The sequence below is a fragment of the Angustibacter aerolatus genome (genome assembly GCF_054776675.1).
The window spans coordinates 22733-42222 of sequence record NZ_BAAHBM010000018.1 but is presented as its reverse complement, the minus strand read 5'-3'; the positions used below and the strand labels follow the sequence as shown (position 1 = coordinate 42222).

The window sequence follows — 19490 nt, the reverse complement described above, 5'->3', positions numbered from 1 at the left end:
GAGGCCGAGCGTACAACCGCCGCAGGCCCTCGGGCGCCACGGGGTCGATCACCCTGTAACAACCATCGGCTCAGAGGGCGCCGCGCAGCTCCCAGAGCAGCGGGTAGAACCGCAGCGGCAGCCGGCTGCGCAGGTACGGCGCGCCGGTCGAGCCGCCGGTGCCGGACTTGGTGCCGATCTGCCGCTCGACCATCGTCACGTGCCGGGCCCGCCAGGCGGCCTGCTGCTCGTCGTGCACCAGCAGGCACTCCGCGAGCTCCCACAGGTCGCCGTAGCGGCCCCGGTCGCGCGCCACCGCGAGCAGCGACGCGCGCAGCCCCTCCTCGTCGCCGACGTCCAGCCCGGCGGCGCCCAGCGCCGACACGAACGCGTCCCACAGCGACGGCTCGGCCAGCCGGCGGCGCAGCCGCTCGCGGTCGGCCTCGCGCAGCCCGCGGAACCGGTCGAGGAACGAGGGGTCCTTGTGCCCCGACAGGAACTCGACCTCGCGGAACTGCACCGACTGGAAGCCGCTGGCCGGCGCCAGCTGGTGCCGGAACTCCAGGAAGTCCTGCGGGGTCATCGTCTCCAGGATCGCGACCTGGTCGACCAGCACGCCCTCGATGACGGCGACCCGGCGCAGCAGGTGCCGCGCCCACCAGAGCCGGCCGTCGGTCATCGCCTCACGGGCCGCCACCAGCTCGTGCAGCAGCTGCTTGAACCACAGCTCGTAGGTCTGGTGGATCGTGATGAAGAGCAGCTCGTCGTGGGCGTCCGTCTCGAGCCGCTGCTGGTCGAGCAGCTGCTCGACCCGCAGGTACGAGCCGTACGTGAGCCGCGCCCCCTCCTCGCCGAACTCCCTCGCCGTGGGGTCGGTCGGGTCGGCCCAGCGCTGCACGTCGCTCATGTGGCCGTAGCGTAGGGGCCCGATCGGGCCCACCCGCCCAGCGACGTCCGGAGGCAGCACGTGCAGCTCACCACCCAGCTCCGCTACCAGGCCGAGCCCGCCGCCGTGTGGGCGATGCTCACCGACCAGGCCTTCCACGAGGAGGTCTGCAAGGCGACGGGGGCGACCTCGTGGACGGCCGAGGTGGTGCCGACGGCCGACGGCGGCGCCACGATCACGACCCGCCGCACGCTGCCCACCGACGAGTTCCCCGACTTCGTGAAGTCGTTCGTGGGGTCGACGATCGACGTCGTGCGCACCGACGTGTGGCAGGCCGCGCGCGCCGACGGCAACCGCTCCGGCACGACGGTCGTCGAGATCAAGGGCGCGCCGGTGCGGCTCGACGGCACCATGCAGCTGACCACCGAGGGCGGCACGACCGTGCACGACGTCGACGGGCAGCTCAAGGCGTCGATCCCGCTGCTCGGCGGCAAGGTCGAGAAGGCCGTCGAGCCGCCCATCCGCTCGGCCATCTCGCGCGAGCAGCAGGTCGGCGGGCGCTGGCTGACCCGCTGACCGCCCACCGCGGCGCGGCACCCGGGTGACCGCCGCCGCGGGCAGTGGCAGAGTGGGCCGGGTGACCAGCGAGGACCAGCCGAAGAAGACCGACCACCGCGCCCGCCCGACGTCCGAGGCGTTCCGGGCGTTCATCGCGCAGGGCTGGGCACCGCGCCCTGCCGATCTGCCCGAGCGGGCCGAGGTCGCGAGCTGGACGCCGGCCCGCCGCGCGGCGGTCTCGGCGGCCTTCCCCGGCGAGCGGCTGGTGCTGCCGGCCGGCGGCCTGAAGGTGCGCTCGAACGACTGCGACTACGTCTTCCGGCCGCACTCGGCGTTCAGCCACCTGTCCGGCCTCGGCGCCGACCGCGAGCCCGACTCGGTGCTGGTGCTCGAGCCGCTCGACGACGGCGGCCACGAGGCGGTGCTCTTCTTCCGCCCCCGTGCCGGCCGCGACACCACCGAGTTCTACTCCGACGCGCGCTACGGCGAGCTCTGGGTCGGCGTCCGCCCGAGCCTGGAGGAGGTCGAGGCCGAGCTCGGCCTCACCGCGCGGCACCTCGACGAGCTGGCCGACGCCCTGAGCAAGGACGTCGGCAGCCTGCGGGTGCGCGTCGTCCGCGACGCCGACCCGCAGGTCACCGCCCTGGTCGACGCCGCTCGCGAGCAGGCCGAGACGTCGGACGCCGAGGCCGAGGCGGCGCTCGACGACGAGCTCGTCGTGGCGCTGAGCGAGCTGCGGCTGACCAAGGACGAGTGGGAGGTCGAGCAGCTGCGCGAGGCCTGCGCGGCGACGGCCGAGGGCTTCGAGGCGATCGTGCGCAGCCTGCCCGACGCGGTGGCCAAGGGCCGCGGCGAGCGGTGGGTCGAGGGCCAGTTCGGGCTCGTCGCGCGGCACGCGGGCAACGGCGTCGGCTACGACTCGATCGCCGCCGCCGGCGACCACGCGTGCACGCTGCACTGGATCCGCAACGACGGCGAGGTGCGCGAGGGCGACCTGATCCTGGTCGACGCCGGCGTCGAGGTCGACTCGCTCTACACCGCCGACGTCACGCGCACGATGCCGGTGACCGGCACCTTCAGCGAGACGCAGCGGCGCGTGTACGAGGCAGTGCTCGCCGCCCAGGAGGCCGGCATGGCCGCGGTGAAGCCGGGCAACCGGTTCAAGGACGTGCACGACGCCGCGATCCGGGTGATCGCCGAGACGCTGCACGAGTGGGGCCTGCTGCCGGTCGACGTCGAGACCTCGCTCGGTGACGAGGGCGGCCACCACCGCCGCTGGATGGTGCACGGCACCAGCCACCACCTCGGCATCGACGTGCACGACTGCGCGCAGGCCCGGCGCGAGGAGTACCTCGACGGCGAGCTGCGACCCGGCATGGTGATCACCGTCGAGCCCGGTCTGTACTTCAAGGCCGACGACGAGAGCGTGCCCGAGGAGCTGCGCGGGATCGGCGTGCGCATCGAGGACGACGTGCTGGTGACCGAGGACGGCTGCGAGAACCTCTCCGGGGCGCTGCCCCGCGGCGCCGACGAGGTCGAGGCGTGGATGGCGGGCCTGCTGAAGTAGCCCGCCCGTGAGCCTGCCGAGCCTGCCCGAGGTGCCCCGCGAGCGGCGCCGCACCTCGACCCTCGTGGCCTTCGCGGTCGGCGGGGTCTGTGCGCCGTCGCGCTGGCCCTCGGCGTCCGCGGCCTGCTGGCCGACCCCGAGCCGGCACAGCGTCCGCTGCCCCCGGTGGCCGGCGCCTCCCCGGTGGCGACCACGGCGCAGCCGACGCCGGTCGAGGAGACCCCCTCCCCCTCGAGCGCCGCGACCACCGACCCGACGTCCGACCCGACGCCCGACGACCGCGACCGCATCCAGTTCAGGTCACCGTCGTCGAACATCGGCTGCGCCCTCAGCTCGGCCGGCGCGCGCTGCGACGTCCGCGCCCGCGACTGGACGCCGCCCGCGAAGCCGGGCGACTGCCGGCAGGCCTGGGGCCGCGGGCTGCAGGTCGACGCCCGCGGGGCACGGGTGGTGTGCGCGGGCGACGTGGTGCAGGGCGGGGCCGCGCTCGAGTACGGCCGCACCCAGCGCAAGGGCCGGTTCGCGTGCACCAGCTCGGAGGCCGGCATGCGCTGCACCGGGCCGGGCGGGCACGGCTTCGAGCTGGCTCGCGCGGCGTACCGGGTGTTCTAGAGCGGCTGCTGCGGGCGGCCGGGCATGCGCTGCAGCAGCTCTTGGGCGGCCAGCAGGTGCCGGTGCTCGACCAGCACCTCGTAGCGCGTGGCGACCGTCTGCGTCACCGAGGTGAAGTCGCGGCGACCGCCGGTCGCGGCGAAGCCCGCCACGCCGAAGGCGATCCCGAACGCGATGCCGAGCAGCACGCCCGTCAGCAGCGACGACAGGAAGTTCGCGCGGCTGTCGAGCAGGTTGAGCAGCAGCCCGACGAACACGCCCATCCACGCACCGGACGCCGCACCCGCCATCGCGGCCCGGGCGTAGGTCAGGCGCCCGGTGACCCGCTCGACCTGCTTGAGCTCGGTGCCGACGATCACGCAGTTCTCCACCGGGAAGTGCTCGTCGCTGAGGTAGTCGACCGCGCGCTGGGCGTCGTCGTAGCGGTCGAACACGCCGAGGGACTGCGGGAAGTCGAGGTCGAGCGAGGGACGGACGCCTCGCGGCGCGGGTCCGGCCATGGGGTGCTCCTCCGTCTCGGGGACGCCCAGCCTCGCACACCGCCCCGGACGCGCCGAGAGGGCGGACCGCCCGGTCCGCCCTCTCGTCGTGGTGCCCGTGTCGGGGTCAGCGACCCTCGAGCTCGTCGCCGACGGCCGCGCTGTCGGCCGCCTCGCGCTCGTGGCTGGCGCCGCTCGTCGACAGCTCGCCGGCGATGTTCTCCAGGTGCGCGCGGACGAACCAGTGGAACAGCTCGAGGTCGCGCAGCTGGCCGATGATCATGTCCTCGGTCACCGGGTCGATGTCGGACGTCGTCTCCTGCGCGGCCCGGTGGCTCTCGATGACGCCGGTGTAGACCAGGTCGAGCGCACCGAGGTGCTCCTGCGTGGTCGCGCGCCCGAGCGAGTAGTCGTCCCAGGAGCGCTGCTCGACGATGGCGCCGGGGGTGCCCTGGGGGGAGATGCCCATGGTCGCCATCCGCTCGGCGGTGTCGTCGACCATGCCGCGCACCGCCTCGATCTGCGGGTCGAGCATCTCGTGCACCGCGATGAAGTTCTGGCCCACGACGTTCCAGTGGATGTGCTTCAGGGTGAGCGCGAGGTCGTTCAGCGCGTTCAGGCGGTCCTGCAGGATGCCGCCCACCTCTGCGCCCTGCTCCGGCGTCAGGCCGGGGATGGTGAAGCGGGGTCGGGCGGGGGTGGTGGTCATGCGTCTCAGCTCCTCTTCGTCCGGGTGTGCCTCGACGCTAGAGCGGCGCGGCGCCGCCCGCACCCGGGACGCGAACGGCCCCGGCAGCGGTGGGCTGCCGGGGCCGGGCGTGCGGGTCGTGCGTCAGGCGCCGCGACGGGGGTTGAGCGCGGCGGGCGCGTTCAGCGCGTCGAGCGTCCAGGCGTCGACGGTGCGGACGAGCCTGCGGAACGTGGTCATGACGATCTCCTCGGGGGCGTGGTGGTTCGGGCCTGTGGACGGCGGCACGCCCTCGTGCCGGTCGCATGCTGCAACGAGTGAATGGTACTACCTATTCCGCCTGGAGCCTGTGGACGACGGGACCGCGCCGGCTCGCCGCCGGGCACGATCGCCGTCATGCGCATCCCCTGCACCGTCGCCCGGCTCTCCCGCGACGCGTCCCACGGCCCCTGGCTCACCGCCCGCGTGCGCGGCGGGGCGCTCGTGATCCACAGCTCCAGCCTCTTCGTCGAGCCGGTCGCCGACGCCGAGGACGCCGAGGACGATGAGGACGAGGGGGACCAGGGGTCTGACGGGGCCGACGCGCCCGGCGTCGACGCCGGGCGCGAGGCGCCGCCGGTCGACGACGAACCCCGCTGCGAGTGGGTGTCGCGCGACGCCGTGTACCGGCTCGACCGCGAGCAGACCCGTGCGCTCGCGGCCGCGCTCGGGGTGCGGCCGTACCGGCTGCTGCGCGAGCTGGACAGCCGCCCGCGACGGGCGGAGATCGCCGACGAGCACATCGCGTTCTGGTTGCGGCGGTACGGCGTCGTGGCCGTGCCCTCGGTCGCCGTCTCCTACGGCGGTCCCGCGTGAGGCGTCTGCGACACGACGTGGGCTCACCAGGGCGTGCCGTCGACCACCTCGACCTGGCGGCTGCGCCGGCGCGCCCGGGCCCCGGCGCGCACGACGAGCACCAGCCCGAGCAGCACGAGCACCGCGCCGGGCAGGGTGCGCAGCGGCGGGGCCTGGTCGAGGAACGCCCAGGCGACGAGCGTCGCCCCGGGCACCTCGAGCAGGATGACCAGGGCCACGGTGGTCGCCCCGAGCGAGCGCAGCACCCGGTTGAAGAGCGAGTGCCCGAGCAGCTGCGCGCTCGCGGTGAGCGCGGCCAGCCCGAGCCAGGTCGAGCCCGACCAGCCCGCGAGCCGCACCCCGCCGACCAGGCAGACGGGCAGCAGCACGAGGGCGCACGTGGTGTAGGCGATCGAGGTGTAGCCGGCCGTCGACATGCTGCGCCGCACGTCCGCGCCGAGCAGCGTGTAGACGGCGGCGGCCGCACCCCCGCCCAGCGCCAGCAGGTCGCCGGCCAGCGCGCGGGCGCTGCTGCCGGCGTCCAGCCCGGTGATCACGACGACACCGGCGAGGGCGGTGAGCGCGCCGACCAGCACAGCCCGCGGCACGGCGCGACCGGCCAGCCGGTCGCCGAGCATGGTGAAGAGCGGCGAGGTGGTGACCAGGGCGGTCGAGGCCGTGATGCTGGTGAGTCGCAGGCTCGGGATCCACAGGCCGAAGTGCACGGCGAGCGCGACCCCGGCGAGCAGGGCCCGCCCGAGCACCGGCCGCTCGTGCTGCCAGACGCGCGCCAGCTCGGCCCGGCGACGCGCGGCGGCGAAGGGCACCACGACGGCGGCCCCGAAGGCGTTGCGCCACATGGCGACCGCGAGCGCCGGCGCGGCGAGCGAGGCGGCGAGGGGGCCGGAGCAGGAGACGGCGAGCACGCCGACGACGAGCAGCGCCCCGGTCGTCAGCGCTGGGTCGTGCGGCTCGTCCGCGCGCTCGTCCGGCACGCGCGGCAGTCTGTCAGGCGGGTCGTCGGAGTCCGCGCTGTGGGACCCTCGCCGGGTGAGCCCGAGCCCTCTCGACGCCCTGGTGGCGGAGGCCGCGTCGAAGAGCGGCCTGCTGTGGGTGCGCCCGGCCGGTTCGGCGCGCGCGTGGCCCGCCTGGCACGTGTGGCTCGACGGCTCGGCGTACGTGGTGAGCGGGCCGGGCGAGCAGCGGCTGCCCGAGCTGCGCGGCGACGTCGAGCTGGTGCTGCGCAGCAAGGACTCGGGCGCCCGGTTGCTCACGGTGCCGGCGACGGCCGAGCCGCTGTCCCCGGCCGACGAGGGGTGGGGCCCGGCGACGACCGCCCTGGCGGCGTCCCGGCTGAACGCACCGGTGGAGCCGGCGGCGCTGCCCGCTCGCTGGCAGGCGGCCGGCGACGTGGTGACGAGGCTGCACCCGGCGGCCGACCCGACGGAGGCGCCCGGCAGCTACCTCGACGACAGCGGGGCAGCCGCCCCGGCACCGACGGACGCGACCACCTCGGGCCTGCGACCGCGGCACCTCGGCGGCCCGCGCCGACGGCGAGCGCGCGGCCGCGGCTGACCGCGCCGCCGCGAGCTACTCGGCCCCGGCTACCCGCGGGGGCGGCGGATGGTGCCGGTCGCGACGGGCACCACGCCACCACCGACGCTCGACGCGACCGCGCGGCCGCCCTCGGCGGTCACCGTGCAGCGCAGCGTCGACGGCCGGCCCAGCTCGATGCCCTGGGCGATGGTGAACGAGCTCTGGCCCTCGCCGGGCAGCAGCCCGGTGGCCACGAGCACCACGCCGAGGCCGAGCGCGGACGAGCCGGTCGCCGGGTCCTCGGCGGCGCCGATGTCGTCGGTGAAGACCCGCACGCGGGCCGCGCCGTCGTGCCAGCCGACGACCGAGACGCCGCCGATGCGCGAGCCCTGCCACCGCAGCCGTCGCAGCCGCTGCAGGTCGGGCACGGCGCGGGCGATCGCCCCGGGCCGCACGAACAGGTAGCAGAAGTCGAGCCCGCTGCCGGCGACGTACGTCGGCAGCCCGACCAGGTCGCCCTCCCCCAGCCCGACGGCGGCGAGCGGTCCGAGCGAGTCGACCTCGGCGCCGAGCCGCGGGCGGTTGCCGTCCAGCCACACCGGGTCGTCGACGCCGCCGAGCCGCAGCGTCACCGTGCCGATCTCGCACCGCTGCCGCAGCACCGGGCCGTGCACGAGCCCGAGCCGGTGCAGCACCCAAGCGGCACCGACCGACGGGTGACCGGCGAACGGCAGCTCGACCACCGGCGTGAAGATGCGCAGCGCGTAGTCGGCGTCCTCGCCCGGTGGCAGGACCTGCGGGAACGCGGTCTCCGACAGGTTGAACTCGCGCGCGATCGCCTGCTGCTGCTCGGTGCGCAGCTCGTGCGCGCCGTGCACCACGGCCAGCGGGTTGCCGGCGTACGCCCGGTCGGTGAACACGTCGACGAGGTCGTAGCGCAGGCCGCCTTCGACCAGCGCGGCACCGCCCCGCGCGTCGGCCGTGCCCGCGGAGGCACCCGACGAGCCCTGCGGCGTGGTGGCTGCGGTCACCCGGCGAGCACCTCCGTGATCGGTGTGCCGGACGCCGGACGGGCCACGGTCACGCAACTCGGCCGTGCCGCGGCGGGGCCTGGCCGCGCGCAGCCTACGCGGGGATACGCTCGCCGGGTGAGCGGTCCTCCTGCACGCGTCTACGTGGCGCGCCTGGCCGGCCTCGCCGTCTTCGACCCGCAGGGCGACCAGGTGGGGCGGCTGCGCGACGTCGTCGTCGTCTTCCGGGCCAACCGCCAGCCGCCGCTGGTCATCGGCCTGGTCGTCGAGGTGCCCGGGCGGCGCCGCGTCTTCCTGCCCATGACCCGCGTCACGAGCATCGACGGCGGTCAGGTCATCACCACCGGCGTGCTCAACATGCGCCGCTTCGAGCAGCGGCAGTCCGAGACCCTCGTGCTGGGTGAGCTGCTCGACCGCCGGGTCGGTCTGCGCGACGGCAGCGGTGACGTCGTCGTCGAGGACGTCGCCATCAGCCAGATCCGCACCCGCGACTGGCAGGTGCAGAAGGTCTTCGTGCGCCGCTTCGTCGAGCCGCGCCGGCTCGGCGGACGGATCGGTCGTCGCCGCGGCGAGGCGTTCGTGGTCGAGGCCGACCAGGTCGACGGCCTCTCGATCGAGTCCGGCCCCCAGGGCGCGGCGGGCCTGCTGGCCTCGTTCGGCTCGCTGAAGGCCGCCGACATCGCCGACCTGCTGCACGACCTGTCGCCCAAGCGCCGGGTCGAGGTCGCGGCCGCGCTGGACGACGAGAAGCTCGCCGACGTGCTCGAGGAGCTGCCCGAGGACGACCAGGTCGAGATCCTCACCAAGCTCGAGAACGAGCGCGCCGCCGACGTGCTCGAGGCGATGCAGCCCGACGACGCGGCCGACCTGCTGCACGAGCTGCCCGCCGAGACCGCCGAGCACCTGCTGCAGCTCATGGAGCCGGAGGAGGCCGAGCCGCTGCGCCGCCTCATGCGCTACGACGAGGACACCGCCGGCGGCCTGATGACGACCGACCCGGTCGTGCTGGCGCCCGAGTCGACCATCGCCGAGGCGCTGGCCGTCGTCCGTCGTGCCGAGCTGAGCCCGGCGTCGGCGTCGAGCGCGTACGTCTGCCGGCCGCCGCTCGAGACGCCGACCGGCCGCTACCTCGGCATGGTGCACATCCAGCGGATGCTGCGCGAGCCCCCGCACGCCTCGATCGGGGGCATCATCGACAAGGACATCGACGCCCTCGGCCCGCTCTCGACGCTCGACCAGGTGACGCGCTTCATGGCGACCTACAACCTGGTGAGCGCCCCGATCATCGACGACGACGGGCACCTGCTCGGCGCGGTCACGGTCGACGACGTGCTCGACCACATCCTGCCCGCGGACTGGCGCGAGACCGGCGAGCACCGCGACGGCCAGCCGATGACCGGCGTCATCCAGGTGCAGCAGCAGGCCGGGGGCACCCGTGGCGCGTGAGCCGCGGCGGCGCGACGCCCCCCGCCTCGACCAGCCGCGCGAGGCGCGCCGCAGCCTGCTCGCCGCACCGAGCGTCGACCCCGAGGCGTTCGGCCGGTGGTCCGAGCGCTTCGCCCGCTTCATGGGCACCGCGCGCTTCCTCGTCTACATGACGGCGCTGGTCGTGCTCTGGCTGGCCTGGAACACCTTCGCCCCGGACCACCTGCAGTTCGACCCGAAGACCCTGAACTACACCCTGCTCACGCTGCTGCTGTCGCTGCAGGCCAGCTACGCCGCCCCGCTCATCCTGCTCGCGCAGAACCGGCAGACCGACCGCGACCGCGTGATCGGCGAGCAGGACCGCGCCCGCGACGAGCGGGGGCTCGCCGACACCGAGTTCCTCACCCGCGAGGTGGCCTCGCTGCGCATCGCGCTCCGCGACGTCGCGACCCGCGACTTCGTGCGCTCCGAGCTGCGCGACCTGCTCGCCGAGCTCGACGAGCGCGGCGCCCTAGAGCGGCGCGACCCGCCGGCCACCGAGGCCCGCCCGACCTGACGCGGCGCAACCACCTGGCACGAGCGGCTTCACCCGAACGGGTGCCGTGCCGATAGAGCCGTCATGTTCGGCTCCAGCACGCCAGCCGCCGTGCCCGCACCGGGTGCGCAGCCCAGCGACCCCACCGACGACCGCCGGCCGGTGCGCCGCCGCCTCGGCGAGGTGCTCACCGACGAGCAGCTGCTCACCGAGGCGCAGCTGCAGCACGCCCTGCAGGTGCAGGGTGCGACCGACGGCCCGCGCAAGCGGCTGGGCATCGTGGTCGCCGAGCTCGGCTACGCCACCGAGCGCGAGGTCGCCGAGGCGCTGGCGCAGCACCTGGGCCTGGAGGCCGTCGACCTCTCGCGCGTCGTCCCCGCCCCGGACGTCGTGCGCCTGCTCCCCCGCGCCGTCGCCGATCGCACCGGCGTGCTCGTGCTCGACCGTCTGGCCAACGGGGCGCTGCTCGTCGCGACGTCCGACCCCACGAACGTGCTCGCGATCGACGACGTGCGGATGTACACCCGAGCCACCGAGGTGCTCGTCGTCGTCGCGCCCGCCACCCAGATCAAGGACCACCTCGCCCGCGCCTGGTCGCTGTCGGAGGACGCGACCGGCGTCACCATGGCCGTCGAGGACACCGAGGAGGCCGACGACGACCCGAGCGGCACCGTCGGCGGCGGTGACGACGCCCCCATCGTCAAGCTGGTCAACCAGGTGCTCGCCGACGCCGCCCGGCTGCGCGCGTCCGACATCCACATCGAGGTGCAGCGCGACGGGCTGCGCATCCGCTACCGCGTCGACGGCATCCTGCGCGACGTGATGACCGCCCCGAAGCGCATCGCCTCGACGGTCGTCAGCCGGGTGAAGATCATGTCCGGCCTCGACATCGCCGAGCGCCGCGTCCCGCAGGACGGCCGCAGCCGGATCATCGTCGACGGCTCGGCGATCGACACCCGCGTCAGCACCCTGCCGTCGCTGCACGGCGAGAAGATCGTCGTCCGTCTGCTGACCCGGGCCGACAACGTGCCGTCGCTGGCCTCGCTCGGCTTCGAGCCGTTCCAGCTCGAGATCTTCAAGCGGGCGCTGGCCGTGCCGCAGGGCCTGGTGCTCATCACCGGCCCGACCGGCTCGGGCAAGACGAACACCCTGTACGCCGCGATCCACGAGACGCTGACGCCGGAGAAGAACATCGTCACGCTCGAGGACCCCGTCGAGGTGCAGCTGCCCGGCATCACCCAGGTGCAGGTCAACGTGCGCTCCGGCATGACGTTCGACGCCGGCCTGCGCTCGATCCTGCGGCAGGACCCCGACATCATCCTGCTCGGCGAGGTGCGCGACCAGCAGACCGCCGAGATGGCGCTGAAGGCCTCGCAGACCGGCCACATGGTGCTCACCACGCTGCACACCAACTCGGCCGTCGCCGCCCTGACCCGACTGGTCGACATGGGCGTCGAGCCGTTCCTCGTCGCGTCGTCGCTCACCGCCGCGATCGCCCAGCGGCTGGTGCGCCGCCCCTGCGACTCGTGCGCCGAGGGCTACATCCCCGACGACACCACCCTGACGATGCTCGGCCTGCGCATCGACGACATCCTCGACGCCACGCCGCTCATGGGCGTCGGCTGCCCCGACTGCGGCGGCACCGGCTACCGCGGCCGCACCGCCGTGTACGAGGTGCTCGAGGTCGACAACGACATGCGCCAGGTGCTGCTGTCGACGCCGAGCGAGTCGGCCGTGAGCCAGCAGGCGCGCACCAGCGGCATGCAGACCCTGCGCGCCTCCGCGATCGAGAAGGCCAAGCGCGGCGAGACGACCTTCGAGGAGGCCGTGCGGGTCACGCACTCCGATCACGGCGGCGCGGGCTGCCCCTCGTGCGAGCGCTCGGTCGAGAAGGGCATGTCGCGCTGCCCCTGGTGCGGGGTCGACCTGCACACCGGTCGCTGCGAGGTGTGCGACCGGCAGCTGGAGGCGGACTGGAAGGTCTGCCCCTGGCACCCGGCGCAGCAGTAGCGCCGCGACGTCCCCGTCGACCGGCTAGCCGGTCGGCAGCCGGTGGCGCTCGTCCGCGGCCGCCAGCTTCGAGCAGGCGGTGCCCAGCGCCTCGAGCTCCTCCGGCGTCAGCTGGTCGAGCACGTACGTCGTGACGCCGCGCAGGTGCGTCGGCGCGGCCCGCCGCAACCGGGCGTGGCCGGCGTCGGTCAGCACCGCGTAGACGCCGCGCGCGTCGTTCGGGCTCGGCTCGCGGCGCACGTACCCCGCCCGCGTCATGCGGTCGACCAGCCGGGTGAGCCCGCTGCGCGAGAGCAGCACGGCCTCGGCGAGGTCGGTCATGCGCAACCGGCGGCCCGGCGCCTCGGCCAGCTGCACGAGGACGTCGTACATGGCGAGCGGCAGCCGCTGCTCGCCCATGAGGTCCTCCTCGAGCCGCCGGGTGAGCGACGCGTGCGCCACCAGGAAGGCCCGCCAGACGCGCAGCTGCTCCGGCGTCGGCCCGTCGTCGGCCAACCGCGGCCCGAGATCCACGCTGAGTCGCGAATCCTGACGCTGCGTGGCGGAGTTGGCAGGGCAGACTGTCGCCCTGGTGCTGATCGGATGTGGTTCGTCAACCGACGATGTGACGCTGTGTGTGCCCCTGTCCACGAGCGGAACCGTACCCGCGAACGGTGCACGACGGGGGTTTGGGCGGTGGTGGAACGAGCCCGTCACCTGTCCGGCGCAACCCGGGCACCGTCGGTGTCCGCGGACGACCTACGCTCGACGGGTGACCGCCCCGACGCTCGACGAGGTCCGCGCCGCGCTCGCCCGCGTCGACGACCCCGAGATCCGCAAGCCCGTCACCGAGCTCGGCATGGTCGACGACGTCCGCGTCGACCCTGCGGGCGGGGTCGACGTGCGGCTGCTGCTCACCGTCGCAGGGTGCCCGATGAAGGACACGCTGACCCGCGACGTCACCCGCGAGGTCGGTGCGCTGCCCGGCGTGACCGGCGTCCGCGTCGACCTCGGCGTCATGAGCGACGAGCAGCGGCGCGGGCTGCGCGAGCAGCTGCGCGGCGGTCAGACCGAGCGCGAGGTGCCGTTCGCGAAGCCCGGCTCGCTGACCCGGGTGTACGCCGTCGCCTCCGGCAAGGGCGGCGTCGGCAAGTCGTCCGTCACCGTCAACCTGGCGGCGGCGATGGCGGCCGACGGCCTGCGCGTGGGCGTGGTCGACGCCGACGTGTACGGGTTCTCGGTGCCGCGGATGCTCGGCGTCGAGCACCGACCCACGCAGGTCGACGACATGATCCTGCCGCCGGTGTCGCACGAGGTGAAGGTCATCTCCATCGGCATGTTCGTGCCGAACAACCAGCCGGTCGTGTGGCGCGGCCCGATGCTGCACCGGGCGCTGCAGCAGTTCCTCTCGGACGTGTTCTGGGGCGACCTCGACGTGCTGCTGCTCGACCTGCCGCCGGGCACCGGCGACATCGCGATCTCGACCGCCCAGCTCATCCCGAACGCCGAGATCCTCGTCGTCACCACCCCGCAGCGCGCGGCCGCCGAGGTCGCCGAGCGGGCGGGGTCGATCTCGATGCAGACCCACCAGCAGGTGGTCGGCGTGATCGAGAACATGTCGTGGCTCGAGCAGCCCGACGGCTCGCGGATGGAGCTGTTCGGCGCCGGCGGCGGTCAGGCCGTCGCCGACTCCCTCACCCGCTCGGTCGGTGCCGCCGTGCCGCTGCTCGGGCAGGTGCCGATCGACGTCACGCTGCGCGAGGGCGGCGACTCCGGCACCCCGGTGGTGCTGTCGCACCCCGACTCCCCCGCCGCCGTGGCGCTGCGGGGCGTCGCCCGCCAGCTCGGACGCCGGGCCCGCGGGCTCGCCGGGCGCTCGCTCGGCCTCACGCCCACCGGGCGCTGACCGCGCGCGGCCGGGTCGCCCCGGTCGCGCCCCAAGGGTCGTCCTGGTCGCGTCTGAGCAGGCCGCGTCCGACCGACCGCGTCCGACCAGCCGCGTCGGTCGCGTCCGACGTGGCCCGTGCCCGACTAGGTCGCGTCGGGGTCGAAGCCGGACGCCGGCGCGCTGCGCTTGGCCAGGTCGACGCGGTCGCCGCCGTCGAGGCCGTCGAGGCGCTCGGCCGGCTCGGCGGTCAGCGCGGGCGCCTCGGTGGGTCCCTCGACGGGACGCATCGCGGCCGGCACGTTGGGGGCGCTGTCGCTCACCCGCGGCTCGCCGCGCACGACGTCCTCGAGGTCGTCGAGCAGCGCCTCGCGCACGATGCGGCGCGGGTCGTAGCGCCGAGGGTCGAGCTGCTGCCAGTCGATGTCGTCGAAGTCCTCGCCCATCTCCTCGCGCACCTGCTCGCGGGCGTTGCGGGCGAACGAGCGCACGTCGCGCACCAGCCGGCCGAGGTCGGCGGCGTAGCGCGGCAGGCGCTCGGGGCCGACCACCACGAGCGCGACCACGGCGAGGATGCCGAGCTCGCCCGCGTTGATGTCGAACACCCCTGCATCGTCGCACGCGCAGGCCACGGGGTCAGCCGCACCCGCGCTCTGCCCGGTCAGCTGGTGGCGGCTCGCAGCACCACGCGCACCGTGCGCTCGCGACCGGCACGGCGCAGGGTGAGCTCGACGGTGTCGCCGGGGGCGCGCGCCCGCACGGCGACCACGAGCTCGTCGGGCTCGGACACCGGCCGTCCCTCGAACGCGGTGATGACGTCGCCCGCCCGGATGCCCGCCTGGTCGGCCGGGCCGCCTGGGGTCACCGGCGACTGCCCGCCCTGCGACGCGGTGGCCACCCGCACGCCCTCGCCCGACCAGGTGCGGTCGAGCAGCACGCCGATCACCGGGTGCTCGGCGCGTCCGGTGCGGATCAGCTGCTCGACGGTGCGCCGCACCTGCTGGCTCGGGATGGCGAACCCCAGCCCGATGCTGCCGGACTGCGCGCCCTCGACGGCCGTGCCCGGCACCCGCGCGATGGCCGAGTTCACCGCCACCACCCGGCCCTGCAGGTCGACCAGCGGGCCGCCGGAGTTGCCGGGGTTGATCGCGGCGTCGGTCTGGATGGCGTTGATGAACGCCGGGTCGGACGCCGACTCGCCGCCCGCCGACACCGGCCGGTTCAGCGCGCTGACGATGCCGGTCGTGACGGTGCCCTGCAGCCCGAGGGGTGCCCCGATGGCGATCACCTCGTCGCCGACGACGACGGCGTCCGAGTCGCCGAACGCCACGACCGGCAGCCCGGTGCGGTCGACGCGCAGCGCCGCCAGGTCGTAGGACGCGTCGCGGCCGACGACCCGCGCCGGCGACTGGGACCCGTCCTGGAACACGACCGTGATGGTGCCGCCGTCGCCCGCGCCCTCGACGACGTGGTTGTTCGTCACCACGTAGCCGTCGGCGCGGACGACGAACCCGGAGCCGGTGCCCTGGCCGTCGGCGCCGCGCACCTCGATCGACACCACGCTCGGCAGCACCTGCTGCGCCACGCCGGCCACCGACCCGCTGGGCCGCTGGGTGCTGCCCGCCGCAGGCGCCGGCAGCCGCACGGAGCGGTCGGGCCGCGCCAGGTCGTCACCACCGGCCAGCGAGGCCCCTACCGCACCGCCGCGCAGCGCGTCGACCAGCGCCTGCGCCACCGCACCCGCCACCAGCAGCGCGACCGGTGCGGGACGGCGGGCGCGCGGCGCGACCGTGCCGCCGAGGGTGTCGCCCGGCACCTGCCAGGCGTCCGGCACCTCGCCCGGGTCGCCGGCGGGCGCCCCCTGCGACGGGTGCCCCGGGCCGCTCGGCTGCCCCGTCGCGCCGGCGTCCGCAGGCACGGTCGCGGCGGCGGCCGCCGGCTCACTCGCGTCGCCCGTGCCGGTCGTGCCGGTCGTGCCGGTCGTGCCGGTCGTGCCGGTCGTGCCGGTCGTGCCGGTCGTGCCGGTCTGCGGTACCGCCCCGGCCACGTCCGACGGGCCGGCTGCATCGGAGGGGTCGGACACGGTGGACCCGGCGGCGGCAGGTGCGCCGGCGGCGTCCGGGTCGTCGGCCGCCGCGGCGTCGCCACCGGCCCACCACGAGGGCGGACCCTCGGGCTGCGGTCGCGGTGCGCCGTCGCCGGACGCGTGCTCGCTCATGCGGGCATCCTCGCGCACCGGCGCACGCGGCGCCCCGTCGGGCGGACGACCCTCAGGGCCCGGTGCGCAGGCCGAAGCCCGCCGACGCGACGTGCGACCCCGCCAGCGAGGGTGACGACGGCGACACCAGGGACGGAGAGGGCGACAGCGCCGACGGCACCCGCTGGGTCGTGGCCGCCCGGGCGAAGCGGTGGTCGACGCTGAAGCGGTCGGCCGGCACCAGCTGCGCTGTGGGCGGCTGCACCCGTCCGGTGCCCGGCGTCGAGGCGGTCAGCGGGCCGGCGAGCCCGACCACGACCGCACCCGCACCCAGCGCACCCGCCGCCGCGGTGACGAAGGCTCGGCGGCCGACGCCGCGTCGGGCACCCGGCCGGCGCGAGCCGCCCGGCGCGGACGGCCCCGGCCACCCCTGGGGGTAGCCGCCCGGGGGCGCCACCGAGGTGGTCGGCTGCCGCGGCGTGCCCGGCACCCGGCCGTGGCGCACCGGCACCGGTCCGCCCGGACCGCCGAGCGACAGCAGCGAGGCCATCAGGTCGCCGGAGGGCTGCGGGTCGGGCAGGGCGCGCAGCCGCTCGATCGTGAGGCGCTCGAGCTCGAGAGCCTCGCGGCACCGCGCGCAGTGCGCCACGTGGGCGACGGCACGGGTGGCGGCGTCCGGGTTCATGCTGCCGTCGGCCAGGGCGGCGACGCGCTCGCCGAGGCACGGGCTGTGGCTGCTGACGCGCTGGATCACGACCCCACCCCCCGCTGCACGTCGGGGTCGGCGAGGTCGAGGCCGAGCACCTGGCCGGGCTGCGGGCGCCGGCGGTGCTCGAGGGCGACCCGCAGCTGCGAGCGGCCGCGGTGGATGCGCGAGCGCACCGTGCCGAGCTTCACCCCGAGCGTGGCCGCGACCTCCTCGTAGGTGAGGCCCTCGATGTCGCACAGCACGACGGCGGCGCGGAAGTCCGGCTGCAGCGCGTCGAGGGCGGCCTGCACGTCGTCGTCGAGGTGGGTGTCCTCGTAGACGCGCGACGGGTCGGGCTCGCGGCCGGGCAGCTTGTCGCCCGCGTCGTCGGCGAGCGGGTCGAAGCGCACCCGCTTCTTGCGGCGCACCTGGTCGAGGAAGAGGTTCGTGGTGATGCGGTGCAGCCAGCCCTCGAAGGTGCCGGGCGTGTACGACGACAGGCTGCGGAAGACGCGGACGAACGTCTCCTGGGTGAGGTCCTCGGCGTCGTGCACGTTGCCGGTGAGGCGGTAGGCGAGCCGGTACACCCGCGCGGAGTGCTCGCGGACGACCTCCTCCCAGCTGGGCGGCGTCCAGGCAACGGCGTCCGTGGTGTCCACGCGCGCACCTCCGCCGATCGTCGCGAACCCCGCTGTGGCCATCCGGGTCTCCTCCAGTGTGTCGCACCCGCGCGGCACGGCCGAGTCGGCTGACCCGATCTGCACCACGTCTGCACCAACGGTGCGTCCCCCGGCCGGGTTCCCGCCGCCAGTACGCTGTGGGCCAGCCGTGGACGTCGAGCGGCGCCCTGCCACCTGGAGGCCACCATCAGCGGTCAGAAGCCCGCCACCTGGGCGTACGCCGAGGAGTTCGTCGTCGAGGACGAGGTGCTCGAGCGCGCCCGCGGTCGCGGCGTCGAGCTCGGCTGCACGCCGGTCGGCCAGGGCGCCGGCGCGGCGCTGCGGCTGCTCGCGGCCACCCTGCCGGCCCGCTCGGTCGTCGAGATCGGCACCGGCGCCGGGGTCTCCGGCGTGTGGCTGCTGCGCGGCATGCCGTCCGACGGCGTGCTCACCACGATCGACGTCGAGCCCGAGCACCAGCGCGCCGCCCGCGAGGCGTACGCCGAGGCCGGCGTCGCACCCAACCGCACCCGCGTCATCGCCGGCCGCGCGCTCGACGTGCTGCCGCGGCTGACCGACGGCGCCTACGACCTCGTGCTGTGCGACGCGGCGACGGCGGAGGTCGACGACTACCTCGACCAGGCGCTGCGGCTGCTGCGCCCGGGCGGGGCCGTCGCGGTCGCCGGCGCCCTGCGCGGCGACCGGGTGGCCGACCCGGCGCAGCGCGACGAGGCCACCACGACGATCCGCGAGCTGGGCAAGCGGGTGCGCGACGACGAGCGCCTGGTGCCGGCCATGCTGCCGGTGAGCGACGGCCTGCTGGTCGCCGTCCGCCGCTAGGCCGGTCGGTGGTGCCCGTCGTCGGCGAGGGCGGTCACGACCCGGACGACGCCGACCGCGCGGCCGCCGAGCGCCTGCCGGTCGTGCGGTCGGAGCTGCGCTTCGAGCTGCAGCTGCTGCACGAGCGGGTGAACTCGCTGCTCGCGGCGGAGGCGTTCCTCACGATCGCCTACACGGCGGCGCTGGCCAACGGCACCGCCTGGGGGCAGCGGTTCGCGCTCGTCGTGGGCCCGGTGCTGTCGGTGCTGGGCCTGCTGCTCGCGCTGCTGGCCTGGCCCGGTGTCGCCACGACGGTGCGGATGGTGCTGGGCTGGACCCGCGAGCTCGCCGAGCTGGTCGAGCGGTCACCCGCCACGCGGCTGCTCTCGCAGGCCGGCGACGCCCGCTCGGTGCGGCGCGGCCAGTGGCGCAGCATGCTGTTCTTCCGCGCCGTCCCGGCGCTGTTCGTGGTGGTCTGGGCGGTGCTCACCGTGGTCGCGCTGGTGCTGCCCCGGTAACCGGCGACCTCAGCTCGGCCGGGCCCTCTGCGGGAACGGCGTCTCGTGCCGGGCGAGCATGGCGACGAGCTCGACGATCTTCCGCTCGCGGGTCTCGGCGCGCTTGATCGCCCCCAGCCGGTGGTACAACGCGTACCGGTTGCCCTTGGTCAGCACGTCGAACATGGCCTGGGCCGCGGGGTCGGCCGCGATCGCGGCCAGCAGATCGGCGGGGAGCTCGGCCGTCGACGGCGGGTCGTAGGCGTCGGCCCAGCGACCGTCGGCCTTCGCGGCGTCGACGACGGCTCGGCCGGCGGGGGCCATCCGCCCCTCGGCCTCGAGCCGGGCGACGAGGTCGACGTTGACCTTCGACCACCTGCTGCGGGCGGTGCGCGGCGTCATGCGCTGCAGCGACGACGCGGCGTCGCGGCTGCGCGCCTGGCCGTCGATCCACCCGAAGCAGAGCGCGTCGTCGAGGGCGTCGGCCCGGGTCAGCGTCGTGACGTCGCCGCCCTTCTTCGTGAGCACCAGCCAGACGCCGGGGACGTCGGCGTGGTGATGCTCGAGCCAGGCCCGCCAGGCGGCGGCGTCCGGCACCAGCAGCTCCTCGAGGTCGTCGGCCACGA

General features: G+C 75.2%; 22 protein-coding genes. 11 read left to right on the top strand and 11 right to left on the bottom strand.

The window, feature by feature from the left end; translation table 11 throughout:
• Positions 1-70: 70 nt before the first annotated feature.
• Positions 71-886, bottom strand: coding sequence for a tryptophan 2,3-dioxygenase (locus ACYVI6_RS06840; protein ID WP_460445646.1), 816 nt, complete (start codon positions 884-886; stop codon positions 71-73).
• A gap of 60 nt (positions 887-946) precedes the next feature.
• Here ACYVI6_RS06840 and ACYVI6_RS06835 point away from each other — a divergent pair, with 60 nt between their 5' ends.
• The 3 genes from ACYVI6_RS06835 to ACYVI6_RS06825 all read left to right on the top strand — a co-directional run bounded on the left by ACYVI6_RS06835 (position 947) and on the right by ACYVI6_RS06825 (position 3602).
• Positions 947-1441, top strand: coding sequence for a DUF2505 domain-containing protein (locus ACYVI6_RS06835; protein WP_460445645.1), 495 nt, complete (start codon positions 947-949; stop codon positions 1439-1441).
• A 61-nt stretch (positions 1442-1502) separates the two neighbouring features.
• Positions 1503-2990: an aminopeptidase P family protein gene (locus tag ACYVI6_RS06830; protein WP_460445644.1), complete on the top strand. Its 1488-nt coding sequence runs from the start codon at positions 1503-1505 to the stop codon at positions 2988-2990.
• 165 nt (positions 2991-3155) lie between these two features.
• Positions 3156-3602 carry a DUF6636 domain-containing protein gene (locus ACYVI6_RS06825; protein WP_460445643.1) on the top strand — a complete coding sequence of 149 codons (447 nt, stop codon included), beginning with the start codon at positions 3156-3158 and terminating at the stop codon, positions 3600-3602.
• Here the strand turns inward: ACYVI6_RS06825 and ACYVI6_RS06820 are convergent.
• Both ACYVI6_RS06820 and ACYVI6_RS06815 read right to left on the bottom strand, forming a co-directional pair.
• Positions 3599-4102, bottom strand: a complete 504-nt coding sequence (locus ACYVI6_RS06820; protein WP_460445642.1) for a YflT domain-containing protein — start codon at positions 4100-4102, stop codon at positions 3599-3601. The two genes, ACYVI6_RS06825 and ACYVI6_RS06820, sit on opposite strands and share 4 nt — an antisense overlap.
• A 106-nt stretch (positions 4103-4208) precedes the next feature.
• Positions 4209-4790: a Dps family protein gene (locus ACYVI6_RS06815; protein ID WP_460445641.1), complete on the bottom strand. Its 582-nt coding sequence runs from the start codon at positions 4788-4790 to the stop codon at positions 4209-4211.
• 375 nt (positions 4791-5165) lie between these two features.
• Here ACYVI6_RS06815 and ACYVI6_RS06810 point away from each other — a divergent pair, with 375 nt between their 5' ends.
• Positions 5166-5624 carry a hypothetical protein gene (locus ACYVI6_RS06810; protein ID WP_460445640.1) on the top strand — a complete coding sequence of 153 codons (459 nt, stop codon included), beginning with the start codon at positions 5166-5168 and terminating at the stop codon, positions 5622-5624.
• A gap of 23 nt (positions 5625-5647) precedes the next feature.
• On the opposite strand, the gene ACYVI6_RS06805 is transcribed toward ACYVI6_RS06810, so the two are convergent.
• Complete coding sequence (locus ACYVI6_RS06805; protein WP_460445652.1) at positions 5648-6607, bottom strand: DMT family transporter; 960 nt, start codon at positions 6605-6607, stop codon at positions 5648-5650.
• Between the two features lie 46 nt (positions 6608-6653).
• Here ACYVI6_RS06805 and ACYVI6_RS06800 point away from each other — a divergent pair, with 46 nt between their 5' ends.
• Complete coding sequence (locus tag ACYVI6_RS06800) at positions 6654-7178, top strand: hypothetical protein (protein WP_460445639.1); 525 nt, start codon at positions 6654-6656, stop codon at positions 7176-7178.
• Between the two features lie 29 nt (positions 7179-7207).
• Here ACYVI6_RS06800 and ACYVI6_RS06795 read toward each other — a convergent pair whose 3' ends face one another.
• Complete coding sequence (locus tag ACYVI6_RS06795) at positions 7208-8080, bottom strand: PhzF family phenazine biosynthesis protein (RefSeq protein ID WP_460445651.1); 873 nt, start codon at positions 8078-8080, stop codon at positions 7208-7210.
• Between the two features lie 207 nt (positions 8081-8287).
• Between ACYVI6_RS06795 and ACYVI6_RS06790 the strand changes: the two genes are divergently transcribed.
• From ACYVI6_RS06790 to ACYVI6_RS06780, 3 genes are all read left to right on the top strand, one after another.
• Positions 8288-9616 carry a magnesium transporter MgtE N-terminal domain-containing protein gene (locus ACYVI6_RS06790; RefSeq protein ID WP_460445638.1) on the top strand — a complete coding sequence of 443 codons (1329 nt, stop codon included), beginning with the start codon at positions 8288-8290 and terminating at the stop codon, positions 9614-9616.
• Entirely contained in the window at positions 9606-10151 is a 546-nt protein-coding gene (locus ACYVI6_RS06785; RefSeq protein ID WP_460445637.1) for a DUF1003 domain-containing protein, read from the top strand. Before ACYVI6_RS06790 ends, ACYVI6_RS06785 begins: the two co-directional genes overlap by 11 nt.
• Positions 10152-10241: 90 nt before the next feature.
• Entirely contained in the window at positions 10242-12140 is a 1899-nt protein-coding gene (locus ACYVI6_RS06780; protein ID WP_460445636.1) for an ATPase, T2SS/T4P/T4SS family, read from the top strand.
• A gap of 24 nt (positions 12141-12164) precedes the next feature.
• On the opposite strand, the gene ACYVI6_RS06775 is transcribed toward ACYVI6_RS06780, so the two are convergent.
• On the bottom strand, positions 12165-12653 hold the full coding sequence (locus tag ACYVI6_RS06775; RefSeq protein WP_460445635.1) for a MarR family winged helix-turn-helix transcriptional regulator: 489 nt from the start codon (positions 12651-12653) through the stop codon (positions 12165-12167).
• A gap of 238 nt (positions 12654-12891) precedes the next feature.
• On the opposite strand from ACYVI6_RS06775, the gene ACYVI6_RS06770 reads away from it, so the two are divergent.
• Entirely contained in the window at positions 12892-14025 is a 1134-nt protein-coding gene (locus ACYVI6_RS06770; protein WP_460445634.1) for an Mrp/NBP35 family ATP-binding protein, read from the top strand.
• A 125-nt stretch (positions 14026-14150) separates the two neighbouring features.
• Here ACYVI6_RS06770 and ACYVI6_RS06765 read toward each other — a convergent pair whose 3' ends face one another.
• The 4 genes from ACYVI6_RS06765 to sigE are packed head-to-tail and all read right to left on the bottom strand — an operon-like array spanning position 14151 to position 17590.
• Positions 14151-14609: a twin-arginine translocase TatA/TatE family subunit gene (locus ACYVI6_RS06765; RefSeq protein ID WP_460445633.1), complete on the bottom strand. Its 459-nt coding sequence runs from the start codon at positions 14607-14609 to the stop codon at positions 14151-14153.
• A 56-nt stretch (positions 14610-14665) separates the two neighbouring features.
• Positions 14666-16222: a S1C family serine protease gene (locus tag ACYVI6_RS06760; protein ID WP_460445632.1), complete on the bottom strand. Its 1557-nt coding sequence runs from the start codon at positions 16220-16222 to the stop codon at positions 14666-14668.
• 52 nt (positions 16223-16274) lie between these two features.
• Positions 16275-16955 (bottom strand): anti-sigma factor family protein, encoded by a 681-nt coding sequence (locus ACYVI6_RS06755; protein WP_460445631.1) that lies wholly within the window; start codon positions 16953-16955, stop codon positions 16275-16277.
• Complete coding sequence (sigE, locus tag ACYVI6_RS06750) at positions 16952-17590, bottom strand: RNA polymerase sigma factor SigE (protein WP_460445630.1); 639 nt, start codon at positions 17588-17590, stop codon at positions 16952-16954. The genes ACYVI6_RS06755 and sigE overlap by 4 nt, the downstream gene beginning before the upstream one ends.
• Positions 17591-17755: 165 nt before the next feature.
• Between sigE and ACYVI6_RS06745 the strand changes: the two genes are divergently transcribed.
• Positions 17756-18388 carry an O-methyltransferase gene (locus tag ACYVI6_RS06745; protein ID WP_460445650.1) on the top strand — a complete coding sequence of 211 codons (633 nt, stop codon included), beginning with the start codon at positions 17756-17758 and terminating at the stop codon, positions 18386-18388.
• Between the two features lie 8 nt (positions 18389-18396).
• Positions 18397-18885, top strand: a complete 489-nt coding sequence (locus tag ACYVI6_RS06740; RefSeq protein ID WP_460445629.1) for a hypothetical protein — start codon at positions 18397-18399, stop codon at positions 18883-18885.
• Positions 18886-18894: 9 nt separating this feature from the next.
• Here the strand turns inward: ACYVI6_RS06740 and ACYVI6_RS06735 are convergent, their stop codons facing one another.
• Positions 18895-19488, bottom strand: coding sequence for a YdeI/OmpD-associated family protein (locus tag ACYVI6_RS06735; RefSeq protein WP_460445628.1), 594 nt, complete (start codon positions 19486-19488; stop codon positions 18895-18897).
• Between the last annotated feature and the right edge of the window lie 2 nt (positions 19489-19490).

Excerpts from the sequence above, each read along its gene's own strand:
- ACYVI6_RS06820 (WP_460445642.1), bottom strand. The coding sequence starts at position 4,102 with ATGGCCGGACCCGCGCCGCGAGGCGTCCGTCCCTCGCTCGACCTCGAC.
- ACYVI6_RS06810 (WP_460445640.1), top strand. The coding sequence starts at position 5,166 with ATGCGCATCCCCTGCACCGTCGCCCGGCTCTCCCGCGACGCGTCCCAC.
- sigE (WP_460445630.1), bottom strand. The coding sequence starts at position 17,590 with ATGGCCACAGCGGGGTTCGCGACGATCGGCGGAGGTGCGCGCGTGGAC.
- ACYVI6_RS06815 (WP_460445641.1), bottom strand. The coding sequence starts at position 4,790 with ATGACCACCACCCCCGCCCGACCCCGCTTCACCATCCCCGGCCTGACG.
- ACYVI6_RS06840 (WP_460445646.1), bottom strand. The coding sequence starts at position 886 with ATGAGCGACGTGCAGCGCTGGGCCGACCCGACCGACCCCACGGCGAGG.
- ACYVI6_RS06760 (WP_460445632.1), bottom strand. The coding sequence starts at position 16,222 with ATGAGCGAGCACGCGTCCGGCGACGGCGCACCGCGACCGCAGCCCGAG.